A 17537-nucleotide genomic window follows, 5' to 3' on the forward strand; every position below is an offset into this window, starting at 1 on the left:
GTGGCGTCGGCGACACACTGGCACCGCGTCTGATCGCCGATATCGGCGACGTCAGGCGCTTCAAGAGCGCCAAAAGCTTGGTCGCTTATGCCGGAATCGACGCGCCACCGTACCAGTCCGGACAGTTCACAGGAACGAGACGGCACATCTCCAAAAGAGGATCATCGGCCATACGAAAAACCGGCTACGAAGTCATGCGCTCACTCAAATCACACGCCGAACCGAAAGATAACGCGGTTTATCAGTTTATTCTCAAAAAAGAAGCTGAGGGCAAACCGAAGAAAGTCGCCAACATAGCCGGGCTGAACAAGTTCCTAAGAATTTATTACGCCCGTGTGATGGCCGTTTACGGCTGCTGATCGCGGTTCAAACAAATATTTCTTTTCAGATCGGGTTCACGTCCGGTCTTTTTGTGATGCAGGAAATCAGCATCTAATTATTTTTATTTTACGCTTGACTTTTGTTAGCAGGTTTTTACGCGTATTTTTGGGAAGCAAAAAATCCGCAGTCTGATTAAAAACAAACTGCGGATGGTTTTTTGAAAAAGAAAGAATTAATAATTGGTCAAATTGGCGAGGGCTTTCACCGTCTCCAGCACGATGCGGCGGTTCATCTTGTCGAAGAGTTCGGCGGATTCCCGGCTGTATTCGACGACGGGATCGTTCTGCCCGTAGGCGCGCAGGCCGATGCCCTGGCGCAGCTGCGACGTCGCAGTCAAATGATCGATCCACGCCGCATCGACCTGTCGGAGCAGGACTAAACGTTCCATATTGTTCGCGAGGGTTTCGCCGAATTCAGCGACGTGATCCGCGTGAAGGGCTTTAAATTTAGCCACGAGCGCCTGCTTCAGCGTGTCGAGGTCGCGGATTTGGACGAGATCGTTCTGCGGAATCGCGATGTTGTAAGCCTTGAGCTTTTGGATAAACTGTTGGGTGTCGACCTTGAAATCGTCAGTGACGCATTCGTTGATGATCGCGTCGGCCGCGTCGTCGGCCATCGCGTCGATCTGGCCGGCGAGGCTGTCACTTTCCAAAACCGCCTGGCGTTCCTTGTAAATCAAATCCCGCTGACGGCTGATGATGTCGTCGTATTTGAGCACGTTCTTGCGCTGGTCGGCATTTTTGGCCTCGATCAGATCCTGAGCCGCCTTGACTGCCCGCTCCGCGGCCCCACCGACAATGGGCTTATCTTTAGGATAACCTACGTATTTGGCAATTAGTTTTTCAGCCCTCGGCCCGCCGAAAATTTTGAGCAGATTGTCCTCGAGGGAAAGGTAAAACTGCGAGACTCCCGGGTCGCCCTGGCGGCCCGAGCGGCCGCGGAGCTGATTGTCGACCCGTTCCGACTCGTGGCGTTCCGTCCCAATCACGCAGAGACCGCCGGCCTCCCGCACGCCAGGCCCCAGCTTGATGTCGGTGCCCCGGCCGGCCATGTTCGTCGAAATGGTCACGGCGCCCCGCTGTCCGGCCTGGGCGACGATTGTGGCTTCCTCGGCGAGGTGCTTGGCGTTGAGCACCCGGTGGGAAATGCCCGCGCGATTGAGTGCCGCGCTGAGCTTTTCCGACGCGTTGACCGACGCCGTGCCGATGAGCACCGGCTGTCCCTTTTTCAGACAGGCCTTCACGTGAGCCGTCACGGCGCGCAGCTTGGCGCGTTCGGTCGTGAAAATTTGGTCCGGCTTGTCGACACGATGCACCGGTACATTCGTCGGAATCGAGACGACGTCCATGTGGTAGACGCTGCGGAATTCGTCGGCCACCGTTTGAGCCGTGCCGGTCATGCCGGCGATTTTGTCAAAATGTCTAAAATAATTTTGAATCGTAATCGTCGCGAGGGTCTTGGTCTCGCTGTTGATCGTAACGCCCTCTTTGGCTTCAATCGCCTGGTGCAGGCCGTCGGAGAACTGTCTGGAGGGCATGATCCGCCCGGTGTATTGGTCGACGATGACGACCTTGCCGTTCTGGACGATGTAATCCACACCGTTTGCCATCATGCCGTTGGCGTAGAGGGCCTTTTCGATATCGTGAACCACCATGGTGTTGCCCGGGGCGGCCAGATTGTCGACGTGGTAATAGGCTTCGGCCTTGGCGATGCCGGATTCAGTCAGGGTGATGACTTTGTCCTTTTCCTCTTTTTCGTAGTCGTCTTCGGCCAAAGATTTGATAAACCGGTCCGCCCGCTCGTATTCGCCGGCGTCCCGGGTTTCGCTGCCGGAGATGATCAGCGGCGTGCGGGCTTCGTCGATTAGGATCGAGTCCGCCTCGTCGATAATCGCGAAATGGCGGCGGGGCTGCACCTGATCGTCGAGATTGGCGGCAATGTTGTCCCGGAGGTAGTCGAAGCCGAACTCGCTGCTCGTCCCGTAGGTGATGTCGCATTGGTAGGCGGCCTTGCGCGCAGCCGTCGGCATGCCGCTCGTGACCAGCCCGGTCGTGAGCCCGGCGAACGCGAAGACTCGGCCCATCTGCTCGGCGTCGCGCTTCGCCAAATAATCGTTGACCGTGACGACGAAGACGCCTTTGCCCGAGAGCGCGTTCAAATACGCCGGCATGATGGCCACCAGCGTCTTGCCCTCGCCGGTTTTCATCTCGGCGACGCACCCGTCGTTGAGCACCAGGCCGCCGAGGACCTGCACCGGAAAGGGCCGCATCCCGAGCACCCGGCAGGCCGCCTCGCGGATCAGCGCGAAGGCGTGGATCTTGATATCTTCTTCCGTCGCGCCGTCGCGCAGCTTCTGCTTCAGCGCCTCGGTGATCGTCAGAAACTCCGGGTTGGCGAGCTTGTGATAAATGGATTCGAGATCCAAAATCTGCTCGACCTGGCTGCGGTAATGACTGATGTGGAATTGGTTAAAAATCGCGTCTATTTTTTCGTATCTCATAAAGATAATCATATCACAGAATACACACCGATAAGCTATTTTTCGGCATAAAACTTAAAGTGCAAAAGCCGCCGGTCAAATTCATCTTGACATCGTTTTCTAGTCGTGTTAAGATAAACCTACAAAACAAAATATTTCCGATTTGATTCAAAATTTGGAGAGTTGGAGAATGGGATGGAAATGCAGAGTCCTGTTTAATGGATTGCGAGATCTGAAGTCGTGTACGAGATTGCGCAGTTTATTAAGCAGGGCTTTTTGTATTTTCAAGAGTTGAACACATCGGGGAGGATGTAAATGAAACAGTATATTTTGGTTATGGATCAGGGCACAACCGGCTCACGCGGCGTCATCTACGACGAAACCGGCAATGTCGTCGCCATTGATTACGCGGAATACAAGCAGTATTATCCACAGTCCGGCTGGTGGGAACAGGACGCCAACGACGTCTGGCAGGTCACTTTGAAAACCTCGCAGAACGCGATCGCCAAAGCCGGCATCACAGGCCAGGACATCAAGGCCATCGGCATCACCAACCAGCGGGAAACGACGGTGATGTGGGACAGCGAAACCGGCGAGCCGGTCTATCACGACATCGTCTGGGGCTGCCGCCGGACCGCGCCGATCGTCGAACGCCTCCGTCAGGAAGGCTACAACGCGATGTTTAACCACAAGACGGGGCTGGTGCTCGACCCGACCTATTCCGGGACGAAGATCAGATGGATCCTCGACAACGTGCCGGAAGCGGCGGAAAAGGCGAAACAGGGCAAACTTAAATTCGGGAACATCGACTGCTGGCTCCTTTGGAATCTCACCTGCGGCCGGGTGCACGCGACGGACTGCTCCAACGCGGCGCGGACGCTGCTGTTCAATCCCTACGAAGGCAAATGGGACAATGCCTTGATCGAAGCGCTGGACGTGCCAGCGGAAATCCTGCCGGAGGTCAAGGATTCGGTGGGCTATTTCGGCACAGCTGATCCCAAATGGTTCGGCGCAGAAATTCCAATCACCGGTATCGCCGGCGACCAGTCGGCCGCGTTGTTCGGTCAGGCCTGCTTCGAAGAGGGCAGCGCGAAAAATACCTACGGTACCTCCGCTGTGCCGCTGATGTTCACCGGTGACAAGGCGCCGCGGACTGAAACGGGACTGATGACCTTAGCCTGGGGCATCGACGGCCATCTGTCCTATTCGATGGGCGCGTCTATTCTGATTGCCGGTCAGGTGGTGCAGTGGCTCAGAGACAAGATGCAGTTCTTCGAAAAATCCGGCGAATCGGAAGCCATGGCGGCCAGCATCCCCAATAACGGGGGCATTTTCTTTGTACCGGCCTTTACCGGCCTCGGCGCGCCGTTCTACGATCCGAAGGCCAGAGGGATGATCATCGGCATCACCGCGGACACGACTCAGGAACAAATCACCCGGGCGGCCCTCGAATCCATGGCGTATCAGACGCGGGATCTGCTCGAAGACATGGCCGAACATTCAGGCATCGCCCTCAAGGAACTCAAGGTGGACGGCGGAGCCTCCCAGAACGACTTCCTGATGCAGTTCCAGGCGGACATCCTCAACTGCCGCGTCATCCGTCCGAAGGATATCGAGACCACAGCCAAAGGCGCCTGCTACCTCGCGGGGCTGGGCTGCGGCGTCTGGAAGGATCAAAGTGAGCTCAAGGACTTGTGGGAAGCGGACAAGGTGTTCGAACCGCGCATGGGCGATACGGAACGGGAAGCGCTCTACGAACAATGGCGCGAAGCCGTAAAGCGCTCCTCAAACTGGGCGCGCGAATGAGCGGCGCAAAGCGCGGCTGGCATCAGCCGTCAGCCTTTCAGGTGATCCCGTCGATCCGCCGCCTCGGCGATTTGGAGTGGGCGCTAAAGAGCGAACGGCAGACGATTCTGCTCACCGGGGCAGACATTGCCAGTCTGCCGCTGCTCGCCCAAAAGGTCCACGACGCCGGGAAACGGGTGCTCATCAATATGGAGCTTCTCGGCGGATTTGGTCGAGACGAGGTCGGGATCAAGCTGCTCAAGCATTACTTCAAGGTCGACGGCGTCATGTCCACCGATCGGATGCGCCTCGGGATGGCGCGCAACATCGGCCTGTACACGATCCAGCGTTTTCTGATCTCTGATTCCAAGGCACTGGACACGACCCTTCGGATTTTGAAATCCACCCGGGCGCAGGCGGCTGAAATTCTGCCGGCGAAGGTCGCGGTGGACGTGCTGCCCGAGCTTCGCAAGGTGACAGCCATCCCGCTTTGGGCCGGCGGCTTCATTCAGACTCCAGAAGAGATCCAGGCGGTCGAACGGGCCGGATTTAATGGCGCCACCACCAGTGAAAGGCATTTGTTTTAGAGGGAATGAGGATGAACGAAAGTTCAGATCACAATAGAGAGGTGTGTGAAAATGGAAAAATATCTGTTGGGGCTCGACAACGGCGGGACCATGTCTAAGGCGGCCCTGTACGATTTAGAGGGGCATGAAATCGCGGTGTCCAGCCGGAAAACCGAGCTGATTCAACCTCAGCCGGGGTTTACCGAACGGGACAGCAACGAAATGTGGGCGGCCAACGTCGGCGCGATCCGCGCGGTGATCGCCCAGGCCGGCATCGACAGCGGGCAGATTGTCGGCGTCGCGGCGACCGGCCACGGCAACGGCGTCTACCTGACCCAGGCGGACGGCTCGCCGGCCTACAACGGCATCATCTCGACGGATTCCAGAGGCAATGAATTTGCAGCGCAGTGGCAGCAGGACGGCACTTTTGAAAAAATTCTGCCGAAGACCATGCAGTCCTGCTGGGGCGGCCAGCCGACGACGATCATCAAATGGTTTTTAAAGTACCAGCCGGAGGTGATCGAACGGACCCGCTGGGTCTTCATGTGCAAGGATTTCATCCGCTTCAAGCTCACCGGCGAGGCCTACGGGGAAATCACCGATTATTCCGGGTCGTCGCTGATGAACGTCCGGGACGTCTGCTACGACAAAGACCTCCTGGCGGAAATGGGCCTCGAATGCATTTACGACAAGCTGCCGCCGCTGCGCTACTCCGGCGAAATCTGCGGCTACGTGACCGAAGAAGCGGCGGGGTTGACCGGGCTGAAGGCCGGCACGCCAGTGGCCGGCGGTTCGATGGACATTCACGCGTCGGCGATGGCCGTCGGTGTCACCGACGAATCGGCGATGTGCGTGGTCGCCGGAACCTGGAGCATCAACGAGTACATCAGCAAAAAGCCGGTGGTTGACAAGGATTTGTTCATGACGTCGATCGACACGATCCCGGGCTATTGGATGATTCTCGAAGGCAGCCCCACCTCGGCCTCCAATCAGGAATGGTTTTTGACGGAGGTGCTCAAGGGCGTCGACCTCCACGACCGGGGCATTTACGACTACGCCAACGAAGCGGTGGCCCGGGCCGGGGACGACGACAAGGGATTGGTTTTCCTGCCGTTTTTGTTCGGCAGCAACGTCAATATGAACGCCAAGGGCGCCTTCATCGGGCTGCAATCCTGGCACACCCGGGACGACATGCTCCGTGCGGTGTACGAAGGTATCGTCTTCAGCCACAAATACCACATCGAAAAGCTGCTCAAATACCGGGATGCTCCGGATTTGATCCGGATGGCCGGCGGCGTTGCCAAATCGAAGATCTGGGTGCAGATGTTCGCGGACATTCTGCAGGTGCCGATCGAAGTGGCCCGCAGCCAAGAGCTCGGCGCCCTCGGCTCGGCGATCAACGCCGGTGTGGCCGTCGGGGTCTTCCCGTCCTTTAAGGAGGCGTCGGAGCAGATGGTCGACGTCATGTACACGGCCCAGCCGGACCTGTCGAAGAAGGACGTCTACGACAGGAAATACCGGCGCTATCTCAAGGTCATCGACGCTCTCGACGGCGTCTGGGACGATTGGAATGAATGAAATTGTGCGTGTGTGCGTAAAGAATCGAAGGATCATATGGATTTAAAATTAAAAGGTAAAAATGCGATTGTCACCGGCGCCTCGCGGGGCGTCGGCCGCGCCGTGGCCCTCGGGCTGGCGAGAGAAGGGGTCAATCTCGTTGTGACGGCCGGACATATAGAAGGCGCGGAAAAAACAGCTGAGGCGGCGAGAGCCCTCGACGTGCAGGCGACGGCTTTGGCCGCGGATTTCGCCGATCCGGCCCAGGTCACGGCGATGATGGCGAAGGCGGAGGCTGCCCTCGGCGAGATGGATATCCTGATCAACGACGCGGGAATCTTCCTTCAGGGCTGGTGTCAGGACATCAGCCTCGAAGATTGGCAGCGGACTTTTAACGTCAATTTGACGGCGTCCTTTTTGACATCCCAGTACTTCGCGAAGGCGAATCTCGACGCCGGGCGGGGCGGCAAAATCATCAACGTCAATTCCCAGGCGGCCTTTCACGGCTCGACGACCGGTCACGTGCATTACGCGGCGTCCAAGGCCGGCATGGCGGCGATGACCATCTCGATGGCCAGAGAGCTTTCGCCGAAGGGGATCACGGTCAACGCGGTGGCGCTGGGAATTGTGGCAACAGATATGATTGCGAAAAGCATGGCCGAGCATCCAGGTTATTACGAAAGCCGGATTCCGATCGGGCACGTCGCGAAGCCTGAGGAGGTCGCGGACGTCATCGTCTTTCTGGCTTCAGCGCCGGCAGGCTACATGACCGGCGCGACGGTCGACCTCACCGGCGGCATGCTGATGCGGTAAGGAAACAAAAGGGAGGAGCAAAATTTGAAAGCTGAAAATCAAAAAATATACGACGTGATCGTCATCGGCGGCGGGATCACCGGCACCGGGATCATTCACGAGCTGGCGAAATACGACATCGATGTGGCGCTTTTAGAGCGCAAAAACGACATCGGTATGGGCGCGACGAAGGGCAACGGCGGGGTGGTGCACCCCGGCTACGACCCCCATCCCGGGACCCTCAAGGCGAAGCTGAATCCCCGGGGCGCGCGGATGTACCCGCAGCTGGCGAAGGATCTCGATTTCAATATCCGTCACACGGGCACCCTCGTCGTCGCTTATTCTGAACAGGATTTGAAGAAGGTCGATGAACTCTGTGACAACGCGCGGATCAACGGCGTCGAACAGGTCGAACGCATCGACGCGGCCCAGCTGCAGAACAGGGAGCCCAACATCAACAAAAAAGCTCTCGGTGCGCTTTTAGCCCACACGACGACGATGATCGATCCCTTCGAGGTGGCGGTGGCCTTTGCCGAAAACGCCAAGGTGAACGGCACCGATATTTTCTTGGAATCCGAAGTGACGGGTATGTCGAAAGACGCGGACGGCAATTTTACGGTTCAGACGAACCACGACACCTATCGGACCCGCTACATCGTCGACGCGGCGGGCATTTACGCCGACGACGTCGCCGCGATGGCCGGGATTCACGAGTACAAAATTCAAGGCCGGCACGGCAATCTATGCGTTGTCGATAAAAACCTGCCGACGCCGATTCACACGGTCATGTTCCCGTGCCCGAGCCCGGACACCAAAGGGATCGCGTTGATCCCAATGGCCCACGGCAATTACATCATCGGCTCCACGGCGACGATGCGCACGGACAAAGAAGACACGAGCAACGACGCGAAGGGCATTCAAGATCTGCTCAACGGTGCCCATCATCTGATTCCGGGCTTTGACGACGGATCGGTCATCCGCACCTTCGCGGGGCAGCGGCCGGTGGCGTTAAACAACGACAACGACTTCTGGATCTGCGAATCGGAAACCGTGCCGCACTTCATCCACGCGGCGGGCATTCAATCGCCGGGGGCGGCCTCTTCGCCGGGGATCGCCGAATACGTCCGCGATTTATTAGCGGACGCAGGGCTCGATCTGAAACCCCGACCGGGCTACAACAAGTACCGCAAGGCGCCGGTGGATTTCAGCGAATGCACCGACGAGGAAAAGGACCAAATTATCGCGCAGGACCCGCGCTACGGCCAGATTGTCTGCCGCTGCGAAACGGTCACGGAAGGCGAAATCGTCGCGGCGATTCACCAGACCCTCGGTGCGCGGACCGTCGAAGGGGTCAAACGCCGCACCCGCGCGGGCATGGGCCGCTGCCAGAGCGGCTTCTGTCAGTTCAAGGTCATGAAGATTCTGGCGCGGGAGCTGGGTATTCCGGAAGAAGAAGTGAAGTTCGAAGAAGACCATTCGCCGGTTTTGTTTGGGCCTGTGAAGAGATAAAGGAGAATCAGAGTGAAGACTTATCAATACGATGTGGTAGTGGTCGGCGGCGGGCCGGCCGGTCTGGCGGCGGCCCTCTCGGCCAAAAAGCAGGGCGCCAGCGTGGCGATTCTCGAACGCAACGCGGAACTCGGCGGCATTCTCGAGCAGTGCATTCACGCCGGGTTTGGCCTCCACGTTTTCAAGGAAGAGCTGACCGGCCCGGAATACGCAGAACGGTTCATCGATCAGGTTGTGGATCAGGACATCGACGTGTTTTTGAACACGATGGCGCTGGACATTACCAAGGACCGCCACGTCTCGGCGATCTGCGGCGAAGGGGTGCTCCATTTTGAGGCGGGGGCTGTGATCCTCGCGATGGGCTGCCGGGAACGGACCCGGGGCGCCATCCGCATCCCAGGGGATCGCGGCGCCGGCGTGTTCACCGCCGGAATTGCCCAGCGCTACATTAACCTTGAAAACATGAAACCCGGGAATCGCGCGGTCATTCTCGGCTCAGGGGACATCGGGCTGATCATGGCCAGACGCTTGACCCTCGAAGGTATCGAGGTGGAAGGGGTTTACGAAATCATGCCTTATCCCAATGGGCTGTACCGCAACATCATCAATTGTCTGGACGATTTTGACATTCCGCTGCATTTGTCCACAACGATTACGCGGATCAACGGCAAGGACCGCGTCCATTCGGTAGAGGTCGCACAGGTGGACGAACACCGCAATCCGATTCCGGGAACCGAACGGGAAATCCCCTGCGATACGGTGCTGCTTTCGGTCGGGCTGATCCCCGAAAACGAGCTGAGCCGGAAGGCGGGCGTGCCCCTCGATCCGGTGACAAAGGGACCGATCGTCGACGAAAATCTCGAGACGGCGGTGCCGGGGATTTTCGCCTGCGGCAACGTCCTGCACGTGCACGACGTCGTCGACTACGTGACGGCGGAAGCACAGGAAGCCGGTGAAAAAGCGGCCCTTTACGCCAGAAACGCGTTGCAACATTCGGAACAACAGCTCGCCGTGAAGGCCGAGGGCGCGGTGCGCTACACGGTGCCGGGCTTTGTCGATCCGGCGGACGGCGCGGACAAGCAGATCAAATTCAGAGTCGGCGCGCCGATTGCAAGCGGTGTGACCGTCATCCGCTCAGGCGGACAGGAAATCTACCGGGAAAAGAAGGCCCATCGTTTTCTGCCGAGCAATATGGAAATTCACACGGTCAAATGCGATGCCCTCGCAGGCTGCGCGGAACCGCTGACCGTGACAGTTGAAACCCAGGCATAATGAGGAGGCCAGAATGAAAAAAGTAAAAATGAGCTGTACGACCTGCCCGAACAGCTGTGAGCTTTTAGCGACGATTGAAGACGACCAGGTGGTCGCGGTAGAAGGCAATTTGTGCAAACGGGGCGTCGATTTTGCAGAGAGCGAATGGCGCTGCCCAGTGCGGACGCTGACATCGACGATGATCCTCGACACTGGCGCCAAGGCAGTGCTCGTGCCGGTGCGCTCGGCTAAGCCGATTCCGAAGGCTGTGATGAAGGACGCGATGCAGGCCATTCGGGCGAAACATTTGCATCACGCCGTCAAAATGGGCGAATCGCTGATCGCCAATGTGGCGGGGACCGGCGTCGACATCGTCGCGGCCAAAACCGTCAGGATGTAGGCGGACGCGATGCTAGTTAAAATGAGTGCGCTTCTGAAAGAAGCTTACGACAAGCACGTCGGCGTCGGCGCCTTCAACACACCGAATTTAGAGGCGGTGCGTGCGACGATTGCGGCCGCTGAGGCGCGGGGCGAGGGTGTCATTCTTCAGCACGCTCAGCTTCACGAATCCCTGATGCCGATGGACGTGATCGCGCCGGTGATGCTCGACGCGGCGAAACGCGCGTCGGTGCCGGTCGCCGTGCACCTCGATCACGGTGAAGATCTGGATTATTTAAAGCGGGCGCTGGAGCTGGGCTTCACATCGATCATGATCGACGCCTCGGCCCAACCTTACGAGGACAATGTGGCGGTCACGAAGGCAGCGGTCGAGATGGCCAAGGCCTACGACGCGGACGTCGAAGCGGAGCTCGGCCGGGTCATCCGCCCGGCCTCTGGCGGCGGCACGGACGATCCCGACAATCTGCCGCCTGACGCGGCCTACACCGATCCGGCGGCGGCCAAGGCCTTCGTCGACGCGACGGGGGTCGACTGTCTGGCCATCGCTTTTGGCACGGCTCACGGGGTCTACACGTCTAAGCCGGTGCTCGACGTGAACCGGGTTGCCGAGGTACGGGAGGCGGTGCAGTTGCCGCTGGTCATGCACGGCGGTTCCGGCGTCACTGATGACGAAATGCAGAAGGCCATCGCAAACGGCATCTGCAAAATCAATTATTTTACGTACATGTCCTTAGCTGGCGGCGCCGGCGTCCGGGCGCTAATCGACAGTGCCGACGACCCGGCTGGCCTGCGCTTCGATCAAATGGCTCAGGCGGCCCAGGACGCGATGCAGGCCGACGTCGAGCGGGCCATGGCGGTCTTTTCCAGGGGTTAAACTTAAATTAGACAAAAAAAGTCTTGATTTCATTTCATTCTGTGTTATATTAATAGGCACAAAATAAAGACGAAATGAGGAGGACTCCGATGAAAATTACAAAAGATATGTTAACAGGCGACGTTGTCGCTAAATACCCCGAAGCGGCCCGCGCATTGATGATGATCGGCATGGGCTGCATCAGCTGCCCGGCTGCCGCGATGGAATCCATCGGCGATGCGTCCATGGTCCACGGCCTCGACGGCGATCAGGTGGTCGAATATTTGAACGACACCCTGCATCTGAACGACGAAGCGAACGAAGTGGCGGCGGACGCACAATAAGCGTAAGCGCATTCGCGGGAAATAAAAATAAAAAGGCTGTTGCTTTTCGGCACAGCCTTTTATTTTGTGCTATAATATAGGCCGTTTAAAAAGAAAATTTATTTATGCGAAAGGATTGTTATGGGGAAAAATAAGGGCAAAAAAGTAGAAGCCATTACACCGCGGGACGTCGATTTTGCGCGGTGGTACACGGATGTCATCTCCAAAACGGAAATGGTCGACTACGCGCCGGTTAAAGGATTTATGGTCATTCGCCCGTACGGCTACGCGATCTGGGAAAATATCCAGAAGCTGTACGACGCAAAATTCAAGGCGACAGGCCATCAGAACATGTATTTTCCGCTTTTGATTCCGGAAAGCATGCTTCAGAAGGAAGCGGAACACGTCGAAGGCTTTGCGCCGGAAGTCGCCTGGGTCACAGAAGGCGGCGGTAAAAAGTTAAACGAACGCCTGGCCATTCGGCCGACGTCGGAAACGATCATCTGCTCGATGTACAGTAAGTGGCTGCACTCCTACCGTCAGCTGCCGTTTTTGTACAATCAGTGGGCCAACGTCGTGCGTTGGGAAAAGACGACGCGTCCGTTCCTGCGCACCTCTGAATTCCTGTGGCAGGAAGGCCATACCCTCCACGAAACCGCTGAAGAAGCGCAGGAAGAAACGATGCGCATGCTCGGCATTTACCGAGAAGTCGCCGAAAAGGATCTGGCGATTCCGATGGTGGTGGGGCGCAAGAGCGAAAGCGAAAAATTCGCCGGCGCAGCGGCGACCTACACGATGGAAGCCCTGATGCACGATGGCCAGGCGCTCCAGTCAGGCACCTCCCACAATCTGGGCCAGCATTTCACCAAGGCGTTCGACATCACTTACCTCGACCGCAACAACGAACAGCAGTACCCGTACCACACGTCCTGGGGCGTGTCCACACGGCTCATCGGCGGGCTCATCATGGTCCACGGCGACGACAACGGGCTGGTGCTGCCGCCGCACATCGCGCCGATTCAGGTGGCGATCATCCCGATCGCGGCGCACAAGCCGGGTGTGCTCGACGCGGCGCAGGATCTGAAAAAACGCCTCGAAGGCCGATTCAAAGTTACTCTCGACGATTCGGACAATTCGCCGGGATGGAAATTCAACCAGTGGGAAATGAAGGGTGTGCCGATCCGCGTCGAACTCGGACCGAGAGATCTCGAAAAGAACCAATGTGTCCTGGCGCGCCGCGACAACGGCGAAAAGGTACCGGCGTCCCTCGACGGGATCGAAGACACGATCGGCGATCTGCTCGAAACCATTCAGCAGAACCTGTACGACAAAGCGCTGAAGGCCCGCGAAGAAAAGACATCTACGGCCGAAAACATGGACGAATTCAAGCAGCGCCTCGCCGAAAATCCGGGCTTTATCAAAGCCAATTGGTGTGGCGATCCGGCCTGCGAAGACAAGATTCACGAAGAAACCGGCGCCTCCTGCCGCTGCATCCCCTTTGACGACGAACAGGAAGTCATCGGAGACGGCTCCTGCGTCTGCTGCGGCAAGCACGCCGACAAGATGGCATATTTCGCACGCGCCTATTAAAGACGGCTTAAAAATGCGAAAATGGCTTGAAGTTGTCAATCATATTATATATAATGTTATGGAACGTTTTTAACGACGCCTGTAATTTATTTTAATTTTAAATAAGGAGATATGACCAATGGCAAAAGAAAAATTTGATAGATCGAAACCGCATGTAAACATCGGGACAATCGGTCACGTTGACCACGGCAAAACCACATTAACGGCAGCCATCACCAAAGTGCTGCACGCGAGATATGGCTCTGGTGAAGAAGTCGCATTCGAAAACATCGACAAAGCACCAGAAGAAAGAGAACGTGGGATCACCATTTCAACCGCACACGTTGAATACGAAACCCCGAACCGCCACTACGCACACGTCGACTGCCCGGGCCACGCTGACTACGTTAAGAACATGATCACTGGGGCTGCTCAGATGGACGGCGCCATTCTGGTCGTTTCAGCAGCTGACGGTCCAATGCCGCAGACCCGTGAACACATCCTGCTCGCTCGTCAGGTCGGTGTGCCGTACATCGTTGTTTTCTTGAACAAAGCAGACCAGGTCGATGACCCAGAACTGATCGAACTCGTCGAAATGGAAGTTCGCGACCTGCTCAACGAATACGACTTCCCAGGCGACGACACCCCAATCATTGTCGGTTCCGCACTGAAGGCACTGGAAGATCCAATGGGCCCAGACGGCGACAAGATCATCGAACTGATGGAAGCTGTCGACAGCTACATCCCAGAACCGAAGAGAGACTTAGACAAACCATTCCTGATGCCAGTCGAAGACGTCTTCTCCATCACCGGCCGTGGTACAGTTGCAACCGGCCGTGTTGAAAGAGGGGTTGTCCACATCGGCGACGAAGTCGACATTGTTGGGATCAAAGAACCGAGAAAGACCACCGTTACCGGTATCGAAATGTTCCGTAAATCACTGGACGAAGGTCGTTCAGGTGACAACATCGGGGCCCTGCTTCGTGGGATCGATCGTACACAGATCGAAAGAGGTCAGGTTCTGGCACAGCCGGGCACCATTCACCCGCACACCCACTTCACCGCACAGGTATACGTTCTGACCAAAGAAGAAGGCGGCCGCCACACACCGTTCTTTGACGGATACCGTCCGCAGTTCTACTTCAGAACAACCGACGTCACCGGCGACATCAAACTGCCGGAAGGCGTAGAAATGGTCATGCCTGGCGACCACATCGAAATGGAAGTCACGCTGATCACGCCAATCGCTATTGAAGAAGGTTTAAGATTCGCTATCCGCGAAGGCGGCCACACTGTTGGTTCCGGCGCTGTTGCGAAGATCATCGACTAATCTTCAAAAACAAAGCAATCAAATTAAAAGCTCGTGTCGTACGGCACGGGCTTTTTTGCGCTCAAAATTGATCTTTCCCTATTTATAGATGACAACAAAAAAGCCGCCGGTTGGCGGCAGCATTTGTCATTCATTTTACAGACAATTTTTCGGGTAGCGGTTCGGCAGATCCTTGAGGTAGGCGATCCACTCGTCGGGGCTATTAAGCTTGACACGGCCGCTTAAAATGTCTTGACTCGAGACCAGCACGAGCTTTTCCGGGTAAATCCGTTCCTCGATCGGCAGGATCTTGAAGTCGTGAACGAGTCCCCAGTCGCTGAGCCGGGAAGCGGCGTTGAGCGCGGTAAAGGAAAGGGCGTCGGCGAAATGCTGGCTTAAGTAAGCGTCGACGTCCAGCTTTCTCAGATTGTAATTGTGCGGGATGTTTTCGCGGATCAGCTTCTTAAATTCCTTTTCGAAGACCGTGAACAAATCGGCCAGCATATCGAGCAGGTAGCCCTGATAGTCTTCCCGCTTAGCCTTCGAGTGGCAGCCTTCGCCGAACAGCGAGCAGTAGTCGAGGACAAAGGAGCCGCAGAGACGGCCGAAATCCTGGGCGATTGGACCAAACCCGGCGAATTCGCCGTCGATGATTTTCAGGTGATCGTCGTCGATCATGATGTTGGACGCGTGCAGGTCCGTGTGGATCAGACATTCCTTGTCGTCGGTGAACAGTTTGCTGAGCCGCGTAATTTCCGTCTGGACGGCTTCGTCGTGGATGATGTTCTGCCGCAGCGGCGCAACAGCGTCTGGCATGGCGCGCTCAGGCGAGACGATGACACAGGACTTGAATAAGAACGTGTAAAGCGCGGTGACTTCCGGATTGTCGAAATACTCAAGCAGGGTCTGTCTGCGGTATTCGGTCATGTTGAGCGCCGACGAGTAAAACAGATTGTCGGCGAGAAAAGCGCCGAGCTGACGGCCGAGCCGCGGGTATTTTTTGAACCGCGTGAATTCAAAGCGCAGCAGGCTCAGATCGGACAGGTCTTCCATGACGATGACGCCGTTGGGACGGTCCAGCAGGTAAATTTCAGGGCAGATCCCCGGGTGAATTTGATTCCAAAAAATCAATGCCGCGATTTCGTACAGCATTCGGCTTTGATCGAGCTGCCAGCTGGAAACGTAGGCGTCGGGGCTCTTGCGCTGCTGACGGCTGACGGGGACATCGAGAATCTGCTTGATGACGACAGAACGGCCGTCGCTGCCGCGCACGCGGTAGATCAGATTGACAAAGCCCTCGGCGCTTTCCTTGACCTTGCGCAGATCCTCGACGATCAGGCGGCAGGTTCTGGAGAAGATTCCGCGATCCTTGAGGTACGCGTCAATTTGGGCTTCGGTCTTTAATACAGTGATGGCGTCGTTTGACATCAGCATCCCTCCTTCTCTTATCAAGTAAAATCATTTTATTTTAAAGGTTTACGATATTATTATTTTACCATATTTGAAGAGACGGCTGGACATCATCCTCCGATAATAATTGGGAGAACGCCGGATAGAAATTTGCTGTGGCGTTTATTCCTTTGAATCAATTAAAAAAACGAGACCCTTGCGGATCTCGTTTTTTTGTGCCGACAATTAGTGGACAATCAGTGGGTTCAATGTGAGATTGTGGCGCACGCTTTCGCAGCAGGCGTGGAAAGCGGCTTTTTCATCGTCAGGCAGGGAATATTCGACGATTTCGATGATCCCGTCAGAGCCGACGATCGCCGGGACGCCGATGAACAGCCCGGATTCGCCGTATTCGCCGCAAAGCTCGGTGCTCACCGGCAGAATCGCCTTTTCGTCGTGATAGATGACGTGGACGATGCGGGCCAATGTGCTGCAGATGCCGTATTCGGTGCAGCCCTTGCCGCTGACCGTTACCCAGGCGTTTTGGACGACTTGCTTGCGGATGTCTTCGTGTTCAAATTGAAAACGGGGGTCTCGCTTTGCGAGTTCAGTCAATTTCTTGCCGCCGAAAGTAATCTGCGACCAGGGCACCATGATGGCGTTGCCGTGTTCACCCATCATACAGCCGTATATCGAGTGATGGGCGATGCCGGTTTTCCGGTACAGCACGTTTTTCAGCCGCGCGGAGTCGAGGCCGGTGCCGGTGCCGAAGACGCGCCCTCTCGGCAGCCCGGACAGTTTCGCAATTTGATAGGTGACAATATCACAGGGGTTGGTGATGTTGACGATGATACCGTCAAAGCCGCTGGCCATCACCTTAGGAATAAAGTCGGTCACTTGGGGAATTGTGAAATCCAATTCCTTGAGGCGGTCGTTGTTCGACGCCGCGAGAATGGCGACGTTGCCAATGGCATTGACGATAATGTCCACGTCGCCGAGATCGCCGTAATCCGCTACGTTAATTTCCACGGTGTGCGGGCAGTTGGCCACCGCGTCCCGAAGGTCTTGGCATTCGCTGACGACTTTGTCGTGATTGGTATCGACCAGATACAGCTCGTCGACGATGCCCTGGAGCGCGAGGGAATACGCGCAGTGGGCGCCGACGTGGCCCAGACCGATGATGGCAACTTTTCTCTTTTTAATCAAAATCATACGCCTTCTTTCCTTAGAGAAAATGAGTGATAAATCAATTGCCCTCCGAATTGTATCGATTACAAAATTATTATAGTACAAATCCATTACCGCTGCGAAAAGAAGTACAGTAAATTTTGAATATATAATGGTATCTATTTTTGATACGAAGAGGACAATTCAC

The 17537-nt window shown here is 56.4% G+C and carries 15 protein-coding genes; 12 read left to right on the top strand and 3 right to left on the bottom strand.

Features of this window, described 5'->3' with window-relative positions; all coding sequences use genetic code 11:
- The coding region (locus tag QZX60_RS05770; RefSeq protein ID WP_295362267.1) for a transposase at window positions 1-359 on the top strand (359 nt) is incomplete at its 5' end.
- A 194-nt stretch (window positions 360-553) separates the two neighbouring features.
- Here QZX60_RS05770 and secA read toward each other — a convergent pair.
- On the bottom strand, window positions 554-2893 hold the full coding sequence (secA, locus tag QZX60_RS05775) for a preprotein translocase subunit SecA (protein WP_295362269.1): 2340 nt from the start codon (window positions 2891-2893) through the stop codon (window positions 554-556).
- Window positions 2894-3175: 282 nt separating this feature from the next.
- On the opposite strand from secA, the gene glpK reads away from it, so the two are divergent.
- From glpK to tuf, 11 genes are all read left to right on the top strand, one after another.
- A complete protein-coding gene (glpK, locus tag QZX60_RS05780; protein ID WP_295362271.1) occupies window positions 3176-4666 on the top strand; it encodes a glycerol kinase GlpK in 1491 nt (496 codons plus the stop codon).
- The gene (locus tag QZX60_RS05785; protein WP_295362273.1) at window positions 4663-5232 is read left to right on the top strand and encodes a glycerol-3-phosphate responsive antiterminator; all 570 of its coding nucleotides are present in this window, start codon (window positions 4663-4665) and stop codon (window positions 5230-5232) included. The genes glpK and QZX60_RS05785 overlap by 4 nt, the downstream gene beginning before the upstream one ends.
- A gap of 51 nt (window positions 5233-5283) precedes the next feature.
- Window positions 5284-6789, top strand: a complete 1506-nt coding sequence (locus tag QZX60_RS05790; RefSeq protein WP_295362275.1) for an FGGY-family carbohydrate kinase — start codon at window positions 5284-5286, stop codon at window positions 6787-6789.
- Window positions 6790-6825: 36 nt separating this feature from the next.
- Entirely contained in the window at window positions 6826-7581 is a 756-nt protein-coding gene (locus tag QZX60_RS05795; protein WP_295362277.1) for an SDR family NAD(P)-dependent oxidoreductase, read from the top strand.
- Between the two features lie 24 nt (window positions 7582-7605).
- Window positions 7606-9069, top strand: coding sequence for an NAD(P)/FAD-dependent oxidoreductase (locus tag QZX60_RS05800; RefSeq protein ID WP_295362279.1), 1464 nt, complete (start codon window positions 7606-7608; stop codon window positions 9067-9069).
- A 12-nt stretch (window positions 9070-9081) separates the two neighbouring features.
- Complete coding sequence (locus QZX60_RS05805) at window positions 9082-10341, top strand: NAD(P)/FAD-dependent oxidoreductase (protein ID WP_295362281.1); 1260 nt, start codon at window positions 9082-9084, stop codon at window positions 10339-10341.
- A 13-nt stretch (window positions 10342-10354) separates the two neighbouring features.
- Entirely contained in the window at window positions 10355-10720 is a 366-nt protein-coding gene (locus tag QZX60_RS05810) for a DUF1667 domain-containing protein (RefSeq protein ID WP_295362283.1), read from the top strand.
- Between the two features lie 9 nt (window positions 10721-10729).
- Window positions 10730-11593 carry a class II fructose-bisphosphate aldolase gene (locus QZX60_RS05815; protein WP_295362285.1) on the top strand — a complete coding sequence of 288 codons (864 nt, stop codon included), beginning with the start codon at window positions 10730-10732 and terminating at the stop codon, window positions 11591-11593.
- Between the two features lie 89 nt (window positions 11594-11682).
- Entirely contained in the window at window positions 11683-11916 is a 234-nt protein-coding gene (locus QZX60_RS05820; RefSeq protein ID WP_295362287.1) for a DUF1858 domain-containing protein, read from the top strand.
- 120 nt (window positions 11917-12036) lie between these two features.
- A complete protein-coding gene (proS, locus tag QZX60_RS05825) occupies window positions 12037-13485 on the top strand; it encodes a proline--tRNA ligase (RefSeq protein WP_295362288.1) in 1449 nt (482 codons plus the stop codon).
- A 118-nt stretch (window positions 13486-13603) separates the two neighbouring features.
- Window positions 13604-14794, top strand: a complete 1191-nt coding sequence (gene tuf, locus QZX60_RS05830) for an elongation factor Tu (RefSeq protein ID WP_295362290.1) — start codon at window positions 13604-13606, stop codon at window positions 14792-14794.
- Window positions 14795-14929: 135 nt separating this feature from the next.
- Here the strand turns inward: tuf and QZX60_RS05835 are convergent, their stop codons facing one another.
- Together QZX60_RS05835 and QZX60_RS05840 are read right to left on the bottom strand one after the other, a co-directional pair.
- A complete protein-coding gene (locus QZX60_RS05835) occupies window positions 14930-16201 on the bottom strand; it encodes a phosphotransferase (RefSeq protein ID WP_295362292.1) in 1272 nt (423 codons plus the stop codon).
- 207 nt (window positions 16202-16408) lie between these two features.
- Complete coding sequence (locus tag QZX60_RS05840) at window positions 16409-17374, bottom strand: L-lactate dehydrogenase (protein ID WP_295362294.1); 966 nt, start codon at window positions 17372-17374, stop codon at window positions 16409-16411.
- Between the last annotated feature and the right edge of the window lie 163 nt (window positions 17375-17537).

Origin of the sequence: uncultured Pseudoramibacter sp., from assembly GCF_903789625.1 — a bacterium.
GTDB lineage: Bacteria > Bacillota > Clostridia > Eubacteriales > Eubacteriaceae > Pseudoramibacter > Pseudoramibacter fermentans.